This is a genomic window from Enterobacter sp. 50793107 (assembly GCF_001463365.1).
Classification (GTDB): domain Bacteria; phylum Pseudomonadota; class Gammaproteobacteria; order Enterobacterales; family Enterobacteriaceae; genus Enterobacter; species Enterobacter cloacae.
The window spans coordinates 1-16,798 of sequence record NZ_LNII01000093.1 but is presented as its reverse complement, the minus strand read 5'-3'; the positions used below and the strand labels follow the sequence as shown (position 1 = coordinate 16,798).

Sequence of the window (16,798 nt, the reverse complement as noted above, 5' to 3'; positions counted from 1 at the left end):
TAAAAAACCCGCCTCGGCGGGTTTTTTTACAGCTGTAGCTTTTAATTTAGCAACGGGATGCGTCGATAAAGCTCAATCATATCGCCCGCCAGATCCTGGATGACCATCGCGTTCATCAGGTGATCCTGAGAATGGACGGTAATCAGGTTAACCGGAAGCTTCCCGGTGCCTTCATCAAGACCAATAAGCTGTGTCTGGATGGTGTGCGCATGCTTCACATACTCGCGCGACTCTTCCATCGCCTTTTCGGCTTCGTCAAAGTCACCTTTACGCGCCATCTGTAATGCCGTCAGGGCAGCACTGCGCGCCGCACCCGCGTTGACCAGCAGTTCCATGATTGTCGTTTCTAAGTCTTCCATTATGACTCCAGCAGTTTGAGCGCTTTTTCCAGTACGGCATCACCTTTCATCATGCCGTAATCCATCATGTCGATCACCGCGACCTTTTTACCCAGCGGCTCGGCCTGGGCCTGAAGTTTCGCCTGCTCGTATTTAACCTGTGGCCCCAGTAATACGATGTCGGCCGTCGCGATGTTGTCTTTAAATTCCGCGACCGGAACGGCTTTAATGGTGACTTCAACCCCTTTTTTCTGCGCGGCGTCTTTCATACGTTGAACCAGCATGCTCGTTGACATTCCCGCTGCACAGCATAAAACGATGTTCTTCATAATCAGCCTCGATCTACATGTGTTTATTGATAATTATCCCGTGCAGACTGCTTCAACAACCGCTTTACCGTGATTGTGTGTCAGGCATCACAAAGAAATCGGCATTTTTCTGAAACCGGTTACAATTTTGCGCCGGGCAGCGAAAATCAGCCGACAGACGTTCGAATAATGCGGTTTTTTCCCTGTTGTTTCGCGCTGTATAGGGCGTTATCCACGCTCCCCACCAGCTCCTCCAGCGGTTCGAAATGCCATTCCCCCAGACCGGCACTGAACGTTACCCGCAGGTTTTCTTCCCGCCAGACGCGTTTTTCAACGGCGGTTCGCCACGCGTCCAGTAACGAGAATGCGCTAGCGATCTGGTCAGCTTGGAAAATCACTGCGAACTCTTCTCCACCGTAGCGGTAAACCGAGACGTTATGCGGCTGCATTATCTGGATCCCTTCACGCGCCACGTTACGCAGGACAATATCACCGCTCAGGTGACCCCAGGTGTCGTTAATCGATTTAAAGTTGTCGATGTCAATCAGCGCCAGGGCGAAAGGCTGGTGGGCACTGAGTAGCTCATCTACATCGCTATCAAATGCCCGGCGGTTTTTGCAGCCGGTGAGTGCATCATGGGTGGCCTGGCGCACATAGGCCATCTCACGCGCTTTATTGGACTGGATGGTATGGCTAAGCATCGCTTCCAGACGCGGAGCCTGGTTGACGTCGCCGGTTTTGATGGCGTTGATAATCGTCATCAGCACGGTACGCGACTCATGGCGCAGGTACAGACCGAAGAGGATGATAATGATGGCCGCCAGCGCAAAACCCCAGCCGACGATAGTGGTCTCATGGCGGGTAATGTCGGTGAGCGTTGCGCCCGAAACCCGGTAGATGACAAACCAGTCCGGGTTGGTGAAGGAGTAGTAGTAATACCAGGCTTTGGTTTTCTTATCATACAGATGGCCTTCGCCGCTGGTCATTTTGTCCATCAGCGCTTCGCTCACGTACTGCTTGAAGAGCGCGCCCGGATCAGGGTGAAGCACCACGGCACCGTCGCGTTCGACAACAAAGAATTCCCCTTGTACAGGCGCTACCATCTGACGAAGGGTAAACCCCATGGAGGTCAAATCGAGATGAAATGCTATTGTACCCTTGAGCCGTCCTTCCGGCGAAATCAACGGCTTATAAAGAGTGACCGTGGGATGCCCGGTAAAATAGTCCATATAGGGGCGGGTATAGTGGCTGAAGATGCTGGCTTCCGCCTGGGCGATGAACCATGGACGCGTCCGGGGATCGAAGGTTTTGCTCTTTTCCGTGGGAAGTACCTCCGGCGCGCGCAGATAACGGCCCTGGGTGTCTGTCAGAGAAATGGAAGAGACGGTCGGCATCAGGTTCTGTAGATGCATCAACATCTGTAAACCCTGCGACGGATTGACGTTCAGCATCTCGTTCAGCGTGTCGTTGCGTGCAAAATAGAGCGCCGAACGCCCAAGGATATAGTCGTTTTCACGCAGGATAGATTCGGTGTAGTTCACCGCCAGGTTGTGGGTGAAGTTACCATTAATCTTATGATAATCCTCAAGAAAATCTTTTTGTTGTGAAAGGGTAACCACGACCGCGATCAGCGCAAAACTGCACAGGATCCCCGCAAAGCTGAGCATAATGGGTCGGGTAAAAGAGAGCTTTCTGCTGTGAAGTGCCATGAGTTGTACATCAATCCTGATGGTGAGTTTTTTCGTCTGCCGATATCCTCTCAGCATAGTCGCTGTCCTGCGGTTAGCTGTGAATTATACGGAACACAGTTTCAGATGAGATGATTTATCTTAAGAACCATTAAGAAAATACTCATTCACTGGCGGGCGGCGTGTGCAATGAATCAGAGGCAGGGCGAAACGAGGAAGAAGCTTTTCGCCCTGGTCAGCTTCCGTTGCTGACGGCATGACAATAAAAAACCGGACGATAGATGACAATCGTCCGATTGTGACTCTCCAGAGCGCCTCGACAATTTTTTACCGGCTTGCAGTGCGTTTCAACGCATTTGCGAGGCTCTTCCCAGCCAACTATCCCAGTCTTTCCAGACCGGTTGTAACCCCTGCGCGGTCAGGGCGGCGGCAACCGCTTCTGGCCGTCGACCATCATGTGGCGCAAATTGTTCCAGCTCCGGATGGTCGTCGGCGTAGCCCCCTGGCTGCGTTTTGGAGAACGCACTGACGTTGTTAATCGCAAGCGGGATCACGCGGTCACGAAACGCAGGAGATTCACGCGTCGAGAGGGATAATTCAACCTCCGGGGCAAGCAGGCGAAACGCACAGATGGCCTGGACCAGCTGACGTTCGTCCATTACCGAGGCGGGTTCAACACCTCCCGTACACGGTCGCAAGCGTGGGAAAGAGATGGAGTAACGGCTTTGCCAGTAGTGCTGCTGCAGCCATAGCAGGTGTTCCGCTACCATGTAGCAATCCACTCGCCAGCTATCTGACAGCCCAATCAGCGCGCCCAGACCGATTTTGTCGATCCCGGCCCGGCCCAGCCTGTCCGGGGTCTCCAGCCGGAAGAAGAAATCCTGTTTCTTTCCCTTCAGGTGATGCCGGGCATACGTCGCCTCGTGGTAGGTTTCCTGATACACCATCACTCCGTCCAGCCCGAGGGTTTTAAGCTCCGCGTATTCCTCCTGCGACAGGGGTTGAACCTCCATCTGTAGCGACGCGAACTGACGGCGAATGGCCGGAAAGTGCTGTCGAAAATAGTCCATCCCGACTTTGCTCTGATGTTCACCCGTGACCAGCAGGAGATGCTCAAAACCCATTTCACGGATGGCGGCACACTCACGGGCGATTTCACTCTCATCGAGTGTTTTCCGCTTGATGCGGTTGCTCATGGAGAAGCCGCAGTAGGTGCAGTCATTCGCGCACAGGTTAGAGAGGTAGAGCGGTACGTAAAAGCTCACCGTGTTGCCAAAACGCTGGCGGGTGAGTCTCTGAGCGCGCTGGGCCATCGGCTCAAGAAAGGTGCTCGCCGCCGGAGAGAGCAGGGCCATCATATCGTCGCGGGACAGATGACGGGCTTGTAAGGCGCGCTCCACATCAGCCTGCGTTTTACTGTTGATACGCAGGGCAATATCGTCCCAGTTAAGCTGCCGCCAGCGGTCGGTAAAGGTGGTCATGAGAGTGCCTCCAGAAAGCCGGTCAACGGGCTGGTGGCCTGTGCCTGAAAACTGCGCGTTCCCGGGCCAGACTCTCGTGCCAGCAAGCCAGCCTCCACGGCCATGCGGAACGCACGGGCCATCCTGATGGGGTCGTCGGCGACCGCAATGGCTGTGTTCACCAGCACGGCACTTGCTCCCATCTCCAGCGCCTGGGCGGCATGGCTGGGCACGCCAATGCCTGCATCCACCACCACCGGCACGGTGGCTTGCTCAATGATGATCTCCAGCATGGCGCGGGTCTCCAGTCCCTGATTAGAACCAATTGGGGCACCCAGCGGCATGACGGCAGCGCAGCCGACCTCTTCCAGCCGTTTACACAGCACGGGATCGGCCCCGCAGTAGGGCAGAACGGTAAAGCCTTGCTGCACCAGCTTTTCGGCCGCTTTTAACGTTTCGATGGGGTCGGGCAACAGCCAGCGCGCATCCGGATGTATTTCCAGTTTCAGCCAGTGGGTACCCAGCGCTTCACGGGCCAGCTGAGCCGCAAAAATCGCTTCTTCAGCCGTTTTCGCACCGGAGGTATTGGGCAGCAGGGTAACGCCAGCATCCAGCAACGGTGCCAGAATGGCGTCGCTGTGATGGCGCAGATCGACGCGCTTGAGCGCCAGCGTCACCAGCTGGCTGCCGCTTTCACGGATGGCATCCACCATCAGCTGCGGCGAGGCGAATTTTCCGGTCCCGGTAAACAGATGTGAATCAAAGACTTTATCAGCAATACGTAACATCTCAGCCCCCGGCGATAACCTGAAACAGCAGGATCTGGTCGCCTTCGCTCACCTGCTGATGTTCCCACTGCTCACGCGGTAGGATCTGTTGATTAAGCGCCAGCGCCGTTCCCGGCTTGAGCTGGCGCAGCTTCTCGAGCAGCGCGGCAACGGTGAGACCGTCATCGCATTTCATCGGCTCATCATTAAACAGAATGCGCATTGCGGCCTCCGCACACCGGACAGTGGCTGGCGCGGTGCAGTGCCAGATGACGCCAGCCGCTGGAGCGGGCATCAAACAGCCGCAGCGTATTGCGCTCTGTTTCCATACCGCTGAGCAATTTAATGGCTTCCAGCGCCTGCAGGGTCCCCATCACGCCTACCACCGGGCCCAGTATGCCCGCGGTGCGGCAGTTGCGCTCCGGCTCGGCATCATCCGGCCACAGGCAGCGATAACAGCCCTGCGCCCAGGGCGGGGTCAGCACCATCATCTGCCCGCCGAAACCGACCGCACTGGCGGTGATAAGCGGCGTATTCTGTGCCACGCAGGCGGCGTTAATGGCCTGGCGGGTCGCCATATTGTCGGTGCAGTCCAGCACCGCATCAGCAAGGGCGACTTCGCGCTGCAGAGTGTCACCGTGGAGTCGCTCCTGATGTGCGATGAGCGTGATGTCCGGGTTCAACTGCTTCAGCCTTTTGCGGGTGATTTGCGCTTTGGGCTGGTTAACATCCTCCGTGGTGAAGAGGATTTGTCGCTGCAGGTTACTGATATGTACCTCGTCGTCATCGGCCAGAACCAGCGTGCCCACGCCCGCGCCTGCCAGATAGAGCGCGGCAGGAGCGCCTAATCCGCCCAGACCAACAATCAGGACCCGGCTGGCGAGCAGCTTTTGCTGCCCGTCAATGGCAATATCCTCCAGCAGGATCTGGCGGCTGTAGCGCATAAAATCACGATCATTCATCGCCTGCTCCTGCCAGCTTTAACAGCTGTTCGGTGGCGGCCTGCCAGTCTGCCGCCTGGGTAATGGCGCTGACGACAGCGATACTGCCGACACCGGTATCCAGCACGGCAGGAGCGCGTTCCAGGCTGATCCCACCGATCGCGACGGTAGGGTAATCGGCAAGGCGTTTAACGTGCGCCGCCAGCTGCGTCAGCCCCTGTGGGGCCGAGGGCATCTGTTTGGTCTGCGTCGGAAAAACATGGCCAAGTGCGATATACGAAGGGCGAGCCGCCAGCGCCACGTCGATCTCCATGTCATCGTGTGTTGACACCCCCAGTCTTAATCCAGCGTCCCGGATAGCGCTCAGGTCCGTTGTTTCCAGGTCCTCCTGACCCAGATGCACACCGTACGCCTGGTGCTTAACGGCCAGTCGCCAGTAGTCGTTGATAAACAGGCGCGCGTCGTAGCGACGCCCCAGTGCGATGGCGGCGACCACATCGGCCTCCACCTCGTCATCACGTTTATCCTTAATGCGCAGCTGGATTGTGCGAACGCCGCACGCCAGCAGGCGTTCGATCCACGCCACGCTGTCCACCACAGGATAGAGCCCTAAACGGTAGGGAACGCAAGGGAAATCAGGCTGATACATTACGCCTCCTCTTTTTTGAGGTAGATTTCGCCGCCCTTCGCCCGGAAGGTTTCTGACATATCCGCCATACCCACTTCAATGGTTTGCGCGGCGGCGTAGTCACGGACTTCCTGGCTGATTTTCATCGAGCAGAATTTTGGCCCGCACATGGAGCAGAAATGCGCCACTTTGCCCGACTCCTGCGGCAGGGTTTCATCGTGATACGCGCGGGCAGTGAAAGGATCGAGCGCCAGGTTGAACTGGTCTTCCCAGCGGAATTCAAAGCGCGCCTTCGACATGGCGTTGTCGCGGATTTGCGCGCCGGGGTGGCCTTTGGCCAGGTCCGCGGCGTGGGCGGCGATTTTGTAGGTGATCAGCCCCTGCTTCACATCTTCTTTGTTGGGCAGGCCGAGGTGCTCTTTCGGCGTCACATAGCAGAGCATGGCGCAGCCGAACCAGCCGATCATCGCCGCACCAATCCCGGAGGTGAAGTGGTCATAGCCCGGAGCGATATCCGTGGTCAACGGCCCCAAGGTATAGAACGGCGCTTCGTGGCAGTGCTCCAGCTCTTCGGTCATGTTGCGGCGGATCATCTGCATTGGCACGTGTCCCGGGCCTTCAATCATCACCTGCACGTCATACTCCCAGGCGATTTTGGTCAGCTCACCCAGGGTATGCAGTTCGGCAAACTGCGCTTCGTCGTTGGCATCACGAATGGAGCCCGGACGCAGGCCGTCGCCCAGCGACAGGGAGACATCGTACGCGGCACAGATTTCACAGATCTCGCGGAAGTGTTCGTAGAGGAAGTTTTCTTTATGGTGCGACAGGCACCATTTGGCCATGATAGAGCCGCCGCGCGAGACAATACCGGTCAGACGCTTCGCCGTCATCGGCACGTAGCGCAGCAGCACGCCCGCGTGAATGGTGAAGTAGTCGACTCCCTGTTCAGCCTGCTCCAGCAGCGTGTCGCGGAAGGCTTCCCAGGTGAGGTCTTCGGCAATACCGTTCACCTTCTCCAGTGCCTGATAAACGGGCACCGTTCCGATAGGCACCGGGCTATTGCGCAGGATCCACTCGCGGGTTTCGTGGATGTAACGCCCTGTGGAGAGGTCCATCACCGTGTCCGCGCCCCAGCGTGTCGACCAGACCAGTTTTTCCACCTCTTCTTCAATGGAGGAGGTCACGGCTGAGTTGCCGATATTGGCGTTGACCTTCACCAGGAAGTTGCGGCCAATGATCATTGGTTCAGATTCCGGGTGATTGATGTTGGCAGGGATAATCGCGCGGCCAGCGGCCACTTCATCACGCACAAACTCCGGCGTGATGTTTTCCGGCAGACGTGCCCCGAAGCCTTCTCCCGGATGCTGGTGGCGTAACACCTCGCTGCGGATACGCTCGCGACCCATGTTTTCACGAATGGCGATAAACTCCATCTCCGGCGTGACGATGCCCTGGCGGGCATAGTGCAGCTGGGTAACGCATTTACCTGCTTTCGCGCGTTTCGGCGTCAGCAACCCGGTGAAGCGCAGCTCATCAAGACCATCGTCGGCCAGACGCGCTTTGGTGTACGCCGAGCTGCGGTCAGAGAGCTCTTCGCAGTCGTTACGCGCGTCAATCCACGGCTGGCGCAATTTCGCCAGACCCTGCTGAACGTTAATGGCAACCGCAGGATCGCCGTACGGACCGGAAGTGTCATACACCGGAACGGCTTCGTTATCTTCATACTGCGGGTGCGCTTTGCTGCCACCGATAAGGGTCGGGCTAAGCTGGATTTCACGCATTGGCACGCGGATATCCGCCTGTGAACCGGTGATGTAAATGCGTTTTGAGTTCGGGAAAGCGGTGCCTTCCAGAGTGTCGATGAAGTGTTGGGCTTGTGCGCGCTGTTCGCGGCGGGTCAGTTTTGTTGTAGACATAGCTCATTCCAAAAGTGAAGGACATGGCTTGTCAGACGACGGATGAAGCAAGAGAGGATCGCCCTGGGGGCGATACAACAGCAGTGTGACTCTTGTTCCCTTCGCAGGTATTAGCCTGATCAGGTTCCGCGGATCCCGAATTAACGGTCTCAGCCCGTGCTTGCACACTGGGCACTCCGACAAGAAAAATCCCCCTCCACAGAGGGGCGAATGGTTGTAAATTACTCGTTAACGATTAAGAACTCAAGCAGGTCGCGCGACGTTATCTTCGTGGCTCACATCCAGGCCGTGATCCAGGGCGAGGGCGATCAGCTTATCTTCCAGCGTGAATCGCTCTTCCAGCGCTTCGCCGAGGTCGGAAAGCGCCTGCTGAAACTCAAGATAGTTATCGTGATCGATGGCGTTCTCAAGCGTGGAATCGTAGTAATCCATGATCTGCTGGGTGTTAGCTTCCAGCAGCGGATAGAGTTTGCTGGCCGCTAAATACGGTGTAGTCCCTTCCATTTCGCGGATAATGCGTTCATAAATATTGAAATGGCCGTCGGACAGATAGTCGACCAGGCTCTGACAAAAATCATCCAGCGCTTTTTCATTCAACCGCATAAACGATTCTTTGCCAGGCTTAATACCGACCAGATTGTAATAAGCCACGAGTAGATGCTTGCGCACATGTAGCCAGCGATCCACCAGTTTGTTACTTCCTCTAACGCGCTCAGTCAGGCTCTCTAGCTGGTTTAACATGGTTGACTCCGCAAGGTTGAGAATTGAATCTGCTTATCCAAAATGTAACCACAATGCTAACAACATGTCAGTGAAGCGAAGGTAGTGCAATAGATATGGATCGTATTATTGAAAAATCAGATCTGGGTTGGTGGATCGTCAGTCACGAACAAAAATTATGGTTGCCTGCCGGGGAAATACCCTATGGCGCAGCAGAAAAATTTGATCTTGTCGGCCTGCCCGCGCTGAAGATCGGGGAATGGCAGGGTGAACCCGTGTGGTTGATCCAACAGCCACGCCGCAATGACATGGGATCGGTTCGTCAGGTGCTGGATCAGGATGTGGGCCTGTTCCAGCTGGCGGGCCGGGGTGTGCAGCTGGCTGAGTTTTACCGTTCGCATAAGTACTGCGGCTACTGTGGTCACACCATGCACCCCAGTAAAACCGAGTGGGCGATGCTCTGCAGCCACTGCCGTGAGCGTTACTACCCGCAAATTGCGCCGTGCATTATCGTCGCTATCCGTCGTGACGATTCCATCCTGCTGGCGCAGCACACCCGCCACCGCAACGGCATTCATACCGTGCTGGCCGGGTTCGTCGAGGTGGGCGAAACGCTGGAACAGGCGGTGGCGCGTGAAGTGATGGAAGAGAGCGGGATTAAGGTTAAAAACCTGCGCTATGTTACCTCCCAGCCGTGGCCGTTCCCGCAGTCGCTGATGACGGCCTTTATGGCCGATTATGACAGCGGCGAGATTGTCATCGACCAGAAAGAGTTGCTGGAGGCGAACTGGTATCGTTATGACGATTTGCCGCTGCTGCCACCACCAGGCACCGTCGCCCGTCGGCTGATAGAAGATACCGTAGCAATGTGTCGGGCTGATGCTGAGTGACATGTTACACTGAGGCCATGACGCTTAAGGAACTGCAAAAATGACCGAACTGAAAAACGATCGTTATCTGCGTGCGCTGCTGCGCCAGCCCGTTGATGTCACCCCGGTGTGGATGATGCGCCAGGCGGGACGCTACTTGCCAGAGTACAAAGCCACGCGTGCGCAGGCGGGCGATTTTATGTCGCTGTGCAAAAATGCCGAGCTGGCGTGTGAAGTCACGCTCCAGCCGCTGCGCCGCTTCCCGCTGGATGCCGCCATTCTCTTTTCGGACATTCTGACCATTCCGGATGCGATGGGCCTTGGGCTCTATTTCGAAACCGGCGAAGGCCCGCGTTTCACTTCCCCAATCAAAAGCAAAGCGGACGTTGATAAGTTGCCCGTTCCCGATCCTGAACAGGAGCTGGGCTATGTGATGAATGCCGTGCGCACCATTCGTCGTGAACTGAAAGGCGAAGTCCCGCTGATTGGCTTCTCCGGCAGTCCGTGGACGCTGGCGACTTATATGGTTGAAGGCGGCAGCAGTAAAGCCTTTACCGTAATCAAAAAGATGATGTATGCCGAGCCGCTGGCCCTGCATGCGCTACTCGATAAGCTGGCGAAAAGCGTCACCCTCTATCTGAACGCGCAGATCAAAGCGGGTGCGCAGTCGGTGATGATTTTCGATACCTGGGGCGGCGTGCTGACCGGGCGCGATTATCAGCAATTTTCGCTCTACTACATGCACAAAATCGTTGATGGCCTGCTGCGTGAAAATGAAGGCCGCCGTGTGCCGGTCACGCTGTTCACCAAAGGCGGCGGTCAGTGGCTGGAAGCCATGGCGGCGACCGGCTGCGATGCGCTGGGTCTCGACTGGACCACCGATATCGCCGACGCGCGCCGTCGCGTGGGTGACAAAGTGGCGCTGCAGGGCAATATGGATCCGTCCATGCTCTACGCGCAGCCTGCCCGTATTGAAGAAGAGGTGGCGTCTATTCTGGCTGGCTTTGGCCAGGGGGAAGGGCACGTGTTTAACCTCGGGCACGGTATCCATCAGGACGTTCCGCCAGAGCACGCTGGCGCGTTTGTGGAGGCGGTGCACCGACTTTCTGCGCAATATCACAAATAAGGAGTGGTTATGGATCTCGCGTCATTACGCGCTCAACAGATAGAACTGGCTTCATCCGTGATCCGCGAGGATCGTCTGGATAAGGATCCCCCGCAGTATATAGGTGGTGCGGATGTCGGGTTTGAGCAGGGCGGTGAAGTGACGCGGGCGGCGATGGTGCTGCTGAAGTATCCCTCACTTGAGCTGGTGGAGTACAAAGTGGCGCGTATCGCCACCACCATGCCGTACATACCGGGCTTTCTCTCCTTCCGTGAATACCCCGCGCTGCTCGCAGCGTGGGAGCAACTCTCACAAAAACCCGATTTGCTGTTTGTTGATGGACACGGTATCTCTCATCCGCGTCGCTTAGGCGTTGCCAGCCACTTTGGTCTGCTGGTGGATGTACCCACCATCGGTGTGGCCAAAAAACGCCTGTGCGGTGCATTTGAGCCGCTCTCCGCCGAGCCGGGCGCGCTGGCGCCGCTTATCGATAAGGGTGAGCAGCTGGCATGGGTCTGGCGCAGTAAAGCGCGCTGTAACCCGCTGTTTATCGCAACCGGGCACCGTGTGAGCATGGACAGCGCCCTGGCCTGGGTGCAGCGTTGTATGAAGGGTTACCGTTTACCTGAGCCCACGCGCTGGGCAGATGCGGTGGCCTCTGCTCGTCCGGCTTTTGTTCGTTGGCAGGAAATTCAGTGATGAATCAGGTAAACTGCGGCTAATTTTCGATTCGAGATCTCATCATGCTACAAAACCCGATTCACCTGCGCCTTGAGAAGCTGGAAAGCTGGCAGCACGTCACCTTTATGGCTTGCCTGTGCGAGCGCATGTATCCGAACTACGCCGCGTTCTGCAAGCAGACGGAGTTTGGTGATGGCCATATTTATCGCCGGATCCTCGACCTCATCTGGGAAACGCTGACGGTCAAAGACGCAAAGGTGAACTTCGACTCTCAGCTGGAAAAGCTCGAAGAGGCTATTCCGGTGGCGGATGATTTTGATCTGTACGGTGTCTATCCGGCAATTGATGCCTGCGTAGCGTTAAGCGAACTGATTCACTCTCGTCTGAGCGGTGAAACGCTGGAGCACGCTATTGAAGTCAGTAAGGCATCCATTACGACCGTAGCGATGCTCGAAATGACCCAGGCAGGCCGTGAAATGACCGACGAAGAACTGCGGGCTAACCCTGCGGTTGAACAGGAATGGGATATTCAGTGGGAGATTTTCCGCCTGCTGGCAGAGTGTGAAGAACGCGATATTGAGCTGATAAAAGGGCTGCGTGCGGACTTGCGTGAGGCCGGTGAGAGTAATATTGGTATAATTTTTAACCAATGAGACAACAAAACGTGATTTAACGCCTGTTTTGTCGCACCTCGACTCTTCCCTTCTGCCCCCCGTCTGGTCTACATTTGGGGGGCGAATAAAAGTGGCTATCGGTGCGTGTATGCAGGAGAGTGCTATTTTGGCATTTTCGTCGCACTCGATGCTTAGCAAGCGATAAACACATTGAAAGGATAACTTATGAACAAGACTCAACTGATTGATGTAATTGCGGACAAGGCTGATCTGTCTAAAGTGCAGGCTAAAGCTGCTCTGGAATCTACCCTGGCTGCTATTACTGAGTCTCTGAAAGAAGGCGATGCTGTACAACTGGTTGGTTTCGGTACCTTCAAAGTGAACCACCGCGCTGAGCGTACTGGCCGCAACCCGCAGACCGGTAAAGAAATCAAAATCGCCGCAGCTAACGTGCCGGCATTTGTTTCTGGTAAAGCACTGAAAGACGCAGTTAAGTAAGACGCGTGGCAGTGAACAGTTTTAACGAAGGGGCGGCAACGCCCCTTTTGTCATTCTGGCGTGGCGCGCTTGCGCTGGCGGGCGTGTTACTGCTTTCCGCCTGTAGCCATGACACCTCTTTACCACCGTTTACCGCCAGCGGTTACGCTGACAACCAGGGAGCGGTGAGGATCTGGCGTAAAGATTCTGGTGGTGAAGTGCATCTGCTTTCCGCTTTTAGCCCGTGGCATAACGGCAATACATCGACTGCAGAGTATCGCTGGCAGGGAGACGACCTGTCATTCATCGAACTCAATATCTACGGCAAAACCCCCGAACATGTAAAAGTGCGGTTTGATGATCACGGCGAGCTGAGCTTTATGCAGCGTGAAGTCAACGGTCAAAAACAGCAACTCTCCAGCGATCAGGTTGCTCTCTATCGTTATCGTGCCGGACAAATCCGCCAGACCAGCGATGCGCTGCGTCAGGGACGCGTGGTGCTGCGCCAGGGGCGCTGGCATACCGATGGTACGGTCACTACCTGCGAAGGGCAGACAGTCAAACCTGATCTTGAATCCTGGGCAACCGAACATATACAGCGCCGTCAGCGTCATTCATCAATGGAAGTGAGTGTGGCGTGGCTTGAAGCGCCTGAAGGCTCTCAGCTGTTGCTGGTGGCGAACGAAGATTTCTGCACCTGGCAGCCGACAGAAAAGAGTTTTTGACGTAAATCCCCTCTCCCTTCAGGGAGAGGGTTAGAATGAGGGGGGATTACTCCCCTTGCTCACGTGCAATCGCACGATAACCGATATCCTGACGGCTAAAGCTACCGTTCCAGTGGATATCCGCCATCAGGGCATAAGCGCGCTTCTGCGCTTCGGCAACGGTATGGCCCAGCGCGGTGGCACACAGCACGCGGCCACCGTTGGTCAGTACGCGATCGTCGTCAGCCAGTTTCGTTCCGGCGTGGAACACCTTGGCACCTTCGGTTTCTTCCAGCGGCAGGCCATGGATCTCATCTCCGGTGTTGTAGTGGCCAGGATAACCGCCCGCAGCAATCACCACGCCCAGAGACGCGCGTTCATCCCACTCTGAGGTTTTCTCATCCAGCTTGCCGTCGCATGCGGCCAGGCACAGCTCCACCAGGTCAGATTTCATGCGCAGCATGATTGGCTGAGTTTCGGGATCGCCGAAGCGGCAGTTAAATTCGATCACCTTCGGATTGCCCTGCTTGTCAATCATCAGGCCCGCATAGAGGAAACCGGTGTAAGTGTTACCCTCGGCAGCCATTCCTTTTACGGTTGGCCAGATGATTCGGTCCATGGTGCGCTGATGCACTTCATCCGTCACCACAGGGGCAGGGGAGTAAGCGCCCATACCGCCGGTATTCGGCCCGGTATCCGCATTGCCCACGCGCTTATGGTCCTGGCTGGTGGCCATCGGCAGAACGTGTTCGCCATCCACCATCACGATAAAGCTCGCCTCTTCGCCATCAAGGAACTCTTCAATCACGATGCGGTGGCCCGCGTCGCCAAAGGCATTGCCTGCCAGCATATCCTGTACGGCTGCTTCGGCTTCTTCGAGCGTCATCGCGACGATAACACCTTTACCGGCAGCCAGACCGTCGGCTTTGATCACAATCGGCGCGCCTTTTTCACGTAAGTAAGCCAGCGCGGGCTCGACTTCGGTGAAGTTCTGGTATTCCGCCGTCGGGATGTTATGACGCGCAAGGAAATCCTTGGTAAAGGCTTTAGACCCTTCCAGTTGTGCTGCGCCTTCCGTCGGGCCGAAGATTTTCAGACCTGCGGCACGGAACGCGTCAACGACGCCAATCACCAGTGGCGCTTCCGGGCCGACGATGGTGAGATCGATTTTCTCGTTCTGGGCAAAGCTCAGCAGCGCGGGGATATCGGTCACGCCGATGGCGACGTTCTGCAGCGCAGGTTCCAGCGCCGTACCCGCATTACCCGGAGCCACAAAAACGGTTTCAACCAGCGGAGACTGCGCCGCTTTCCACGCCAGCGCGTGCTCGCGCCCGCCGTTACCAATCACTAATACTTTCATTTTCTGCTCCGGGAATTAATGACGGAAGTGACGCATATCGGTGAAGATCATCGCAATGCCGTGTTCGTCGGCAGCGGCAATGACTTCATCGTCACGGATAGAACCGCCAGGCTGGATCACACAGGTGATACCCACAGCGGCGGCCGCATCAATACCGTCACGGAACGGGAAGAAGGCGTCAGACGCCATGGCAGAACCTTTTACTTCCAGGCCTTCGTCGCCTGCTTTGATACCGGCAATTTTCGCAGAGTAAACGCGGCTCATCTGGCCTGCACCTATCCCGATGGTCATGTTCTCTTTGGCATAGACAATGGCGTTGGATTTCACGAACTTCGCCACTTTCCAGCAGAACAGCGCATCACGCAGTTCCTGTTCGGTTGGCTGACGTTTGGTGACGACGCGCAGGTCAGCGGCTGTCACCATGCCCAAATCGCGATCCTGAACCAGCAGCCCACCATTTACACGTTTGAAATCAAGACCCGGCACGCGCTCTGCCCACTGGCCGCAAACCAGCACGCGCACGTTCTGTTTCGCGGCGGTGATTTTCAGCGCTTCTTCAGACGCAGATGGCGCGATGATCACTTCAACAAACTGACGAGAGATAATGGCCTGTGCGGTTTCGGCATCCAGTTCACGGTTAAACGCGATAATGCCACCGAAGGCAGAGGTTGGGTCAGTTTTATAGGCGCGATCGTAAGCGTCCAGGATAGAAGTACTGACCGCTACGCCGCAGGGGTTCGCGTGCTTCACAATAACGCAGGCAGGCTCATTGAACTCTTTCACACACTCCAGTGCGGCATCGGTATCGGCAATATTGTTATAAGAGAGCGCTTTGCCCTGAACCTGCTGGGCGGTGGCGACAGAAGCTTCTTTTACTTCTTCTTCTATATAGAAGGCTGCCTGCTGGTGGCTGTTCTCGCCATAACGCATATCCTGCTTCTTGATGAAGTTCAGATTCAGCGTGCGTGGGAAGCGGCCGGAAGGATCTTTGCTTTCGCCGTGGTAAGCCGGCACCAGGCTACCGAAGTAGTTGGCGATCATGCTGTCGTACGCGGCGGTGTGTTCGAATGCTTTAATCGCGAGGTCGAAACGGGTGTCCAGAGTCAGTGACCCTTCGTTCGCATCCATTTCATTAATAATGGCGGAGTAGTCGCTGCTCTTCACCACAATGGCCACGTCTTTATGGTTCTTGGCCGCGGAGCGCACCATCGTCGGTCCGCCGATATCAATATTCTCTACGGCGTCTTCCAGAGAGCAGCCTTCACGCGCCACGGTTTGGGCGAACGGATAAAGGTTAACGACAACCATATCAATTGGCGCGATATCATGCTGTTCCATAATGGCATCATCCTGACCGCGACGACCCAGAATGCCGCCGTGGACTTTCGGGTGCAGGGTTTTGACGCGTCCATCCATCATTTCCGGGAAACCGGTGTAATCGGACACTTCGGTTACCGGCAGACCTTTATCTGCTAACAGGCGTGCGGTACCACCTGTGGACAGCAGCTCTACACCACGTGCAGAAAGTGCCTGAGCGAATTCGACGATACCGGCTTTATCAGAAACACTGAGCAGAGCGCGGCGGACTGGACGACGTTGTTGCATGGTAAATCCCCTGGATTTCACGATTACAGAGAGCGTTAGATGAATTTTCCAGCGAAAAACTCATCTAACACACCTGACGAGGCATCCTTGTTAAGCGCGAGCATTTTAACGAAAACGTTTGCGCAACGCTCGCGAATTTTCACTTTTTCGCATCGCTGTGGATAACTCTGTGTGTAAAAAGGTATAAGGCGGGGTTTTGCTGGGGAATGCAGCAGTCAGTCATTTTTCTGTCATTTAGCGGTTGCGGCCTGCGGAGAACTCCCTATAATGCGCCTCCATCGACACGGCGGATGTGAATCACTTCACAAACAACCCGGTCGGTTGAAGAGAAAAAATCCTGAAATTCAGGGTTGACTCTGAAAGAGGAAAGCGTAATATACGCCACCTCGCGACAGAGCGCTGAAGCGCGTCGCAACTGCTCTTTAACAATTTATCAGACAATCTGTGTGGGCACTCAAAGTGACATGGATTCTTAACGTCGCAAGACGAAAAATGAATACCAAGTCTCAACGAGTGAACACGTAATTCATTACGAAGTTTAATTCATTGAGCATCAAACTTTTAAATTGAAGAGTTTGATCATGGCTCAGATTGAACGCTGGCGGCAGGCCTAACAC

18 protein-coding genes and 1 riboswitch are annotated in these 16,798 nt (G+C 55.7%); of the genes, 6 read left to right on the top strand and 12 right to left on the bottom strand.

Going from position 1 to position 16,798, the window contains the following annotated elements; all coding sequences use genetic code 11:
• Positions 1 to 41 precede the first annotated feature (41 nt).
• The 10 genes from APU11_RS13975 to APU11_RS13930 form a co-directional block, all read right to left on the bottom strand.
• Positions 42 to 359 (bottom strand): PTS lactose/cellobiose transporter subunit IIA, encoded by a 318-nt coding sequence (locus tag APU11_RS13975; RefSeq protein ID WP_013095004.1) that lies wholly within the window; start codon positions 357 to 359, stop codon positions 42 to 44.
• Entirely contained in the window at positions 359 to 667 is a 309-nt protein-coding gene (locus APU11_RS13970; protein ID WP_023334100.1) for a PTS sugar transporter subunit IIB, read from the bottom strand. The genes APU11_RS13975 and APU11_RS13970 overlap by 1 nt, the downstream gene beginning before the upstream one ends.
• Before the next feature lie 146 nt (positions 668 to 813).
• A complete protein-coding gene (locus APU11_RS13965) occupies positions 814 to 2,355 on the bottom strand; it encodes a sensor domain-containing diguanylate cyclase (RefSeq protein ID WP_029883059.1) in 1,542 nt (513 codons plus the stop codon).
• Positions 2,356 to 2,681: 326 nt separating this feature from the next.
• Positions 2,682 to 3,815: a 2-iminoacetate synthase ThiH gene (gene thiH, locus APU11_RS13960; RefSeq protein ID WP_058651442.1), complete on the bottom strand. Its 1,134-nt coding sequence runs from the start codon at positions 3,813 to 3,815 to the stop codon at positions 2,682 to 2,684.
• Positions 3,812 to 4,582 (bottom strand): thiazole synthase, encoded by a 771-nt coding sequence (gene thiG, locus APU11_RS13955; protein WP_013095008.1) that lies wholly within the window; start codon positions 4,580 to 4,582, stop codon positions 3,812 to 3,814. The genes thiH and thiG overlap by 4 nt, the downstream gene beginning before the upstream one ends.
• 1 nt (position 4,583) lies before the next feature.
• On the bottom strand, positions 4,584 to 4,784 hold the full coding sequence (gene thiS / locus APU11_RS13950) for a sulfur carrier protein ThiS (RefSeq protein WP_013095009.1): 201 nt from the start codon (positions 4,782 to 4,784) through the stop codon (positions 4,584 to 4,586).
• On the bottom strand, positions 4,768 to 5,523 hold the full coding sequence (locus APU11_RS13945) for a HesA/MoeB/ThiF family protein (protein WP_013095010.1): 756 nt from the start codon (positions 5,521 to 5,523) through the stop codon (positions 4,768 to 4,770). The genes thiS and APU11_RS13945 overlap by 17 nt, the downstream gene beginning before the upstream one ends.
• Complete coding sequence (gene thiE, locus APU11_RS13940; protein ID WP_045902167.1) at positions 5,516 to 6,151, bottom strand: thiamine phosphate synthase; 636 nt, start codon at positions 6,149 to 6,151, stop codon at positions 5,516 to 5,518. Before thiE ends, APU11_RS13945 begins: the two co-directional genes overlap by 8 nt.
• A complete protein-coding gene (gene thiC, locus APU11_RS13935; RefSeq protein WP_020684620.1) occupies positions 6,151 to 8,046 on the bottom strand; it encodes a phosphomethylpyrimidine synthase ThiC in 1,896 nt (631 codons plus the stop codon). The genes thiE and thiC overlap by 1 nt, the downstream gene beginning before the upstream one ends.
• Before the next feature lie 79 nt (positions 8,047 to 8,125).
• A riboswitch (TPP riboswitch) is annotated at positions 8,126 to 8,235 on the bottom strand.
• A 54-nt stretch (positions 8,236 to 8,289) separates the two neighbouring features.
• Positions 8,290 to 8,787 (bottom strand): Rsd/AlgQ family anti-sigma factor, encoded by a 498-nt coding sequence (locus APU11_RS13930; protein WP_013095013.1) that lies wholly within the window; start codon positions 8,785 to 8,787, stop codon positions 8,290 to 8,292.
• Positions 8,788 to 8,882: 95 nt separating this feature from the next.
• Here APU11_RS13930 and nudC point away from each other — a divergent pair, with 95 nt between their 5' ends.
• The 6 genes from nudC (at position 8,883) to APU11_RS13900 (ending at position 13,237) form a co-directional block, all read left to right on the top strand.
• Positions 8,883 to 9,656 carry an NAD(+) diphosphatase gene (nudC, locus tag APU11_RS13925; protein ID WP_013095014.1) on the top strand — a complete coding sequence of 258 codons (774 nt, stop codon included), beginning with the start codon at positions 8,883 to 8,885 and terminating at the stop codon, positions 9,654 to 9,656.
• A 40-nt stretch (positions 9,657 to 9,696) separates the two neighbouring features.
• Positions 9,697 to 10,761: a uroporphyrinogen decarboxylase gene (gene hemE / locus APU11_RS13920; protein ID WP_020684618.1), complete on the top strand. Its 1,065-nt coding sequence runs from the start codon at positions 9,697 to 9,699 to the stop codon at positions 10,759 to 10,761.
• Between the two features lie 9 nt (positions 10,762 to 10,770).
• Complete coding sequence (gene nfi, locus APU11_RS13915; protein WP_013095016.1) at positions 10,771 to 11,439, top strand: deoxyribonuclease V; 669 nt, start codon at positions 10,771 to 10,773, stop codon at positions 11,437 to 11,439.
• A 44-nt stretch (positions 11,440 to 11,483) separates the two neighbouring features.
• Positions 11,484 to 12,074, top strand: a complete 591-nt coding sequence (locus tag APU11_RS13910) for a YjaG family protein (RefSeq protein ID WP_013095017.1) — start codon at positions 11,484 to 11,486, stop codon at positions 12,072 to 12,074.
• Positions 12,075 to 12,260: 186 nt separating this feature from the next.
• Entirely contained in the window at positions 12,261 to 12,533 is a 273-nt protein-coding gene (gene hupA, locus APU11_RS13905; protein WP_002445246.1) for a nucleoid-associated protein HU-alpha, read from the top strand.
• A gap of 11 nt (positions 12,534 to 12,544) precedes the next feature.
• On the top strand, positions 12,545 to 13,237 hold the full coding sequence (locus APU11_RS13900; protein WP_023621286.1) for a DUF1481 domain-containing protein: 693 nt from the start codon (positions 12,545 to 12,547) through the stop codon (positions 13,235 to 13,237).
• A 46-nt stretch (positions 13,238 to 13,283) separates the two neighbouring features.
• Here APU11_RS13900 and purD read toward each other — a convergent pair whose 3' ends face one another.
• Positions 13,284 to 14,576 carry a phosphoribosylamine--glycine ligase gene (purD, locus tag APU11_RS13895; protein ID WP_013095019.1) on the bottom strand — a complete coding sequence of 431 codons (1,293 nt, stop codon included), beginning with the start codon at positions 14,574 to 14,576 and terminating at the stop codon, positions 13,284 to 13,286.
• Positions 14,577 to 14,591: 15 nt separating this feature from the next.
• On the bottom strand, positions 14,592 to 16,181 hold the full coding sequence (purH, locus tag APU11_RS13890) for a bifunctional phosphoribosylaminoimidazolecarboxamide formyltransferase/IMP cyclohydrolase (protein WP_013095020.1): 1,590 nt from the start codon (positions 16,179 to 16,181) through the stop codon (positions 14,592 to 14,594).
• Positions 16,182 to 16,798: the final 617 nt, after the last annotated feature.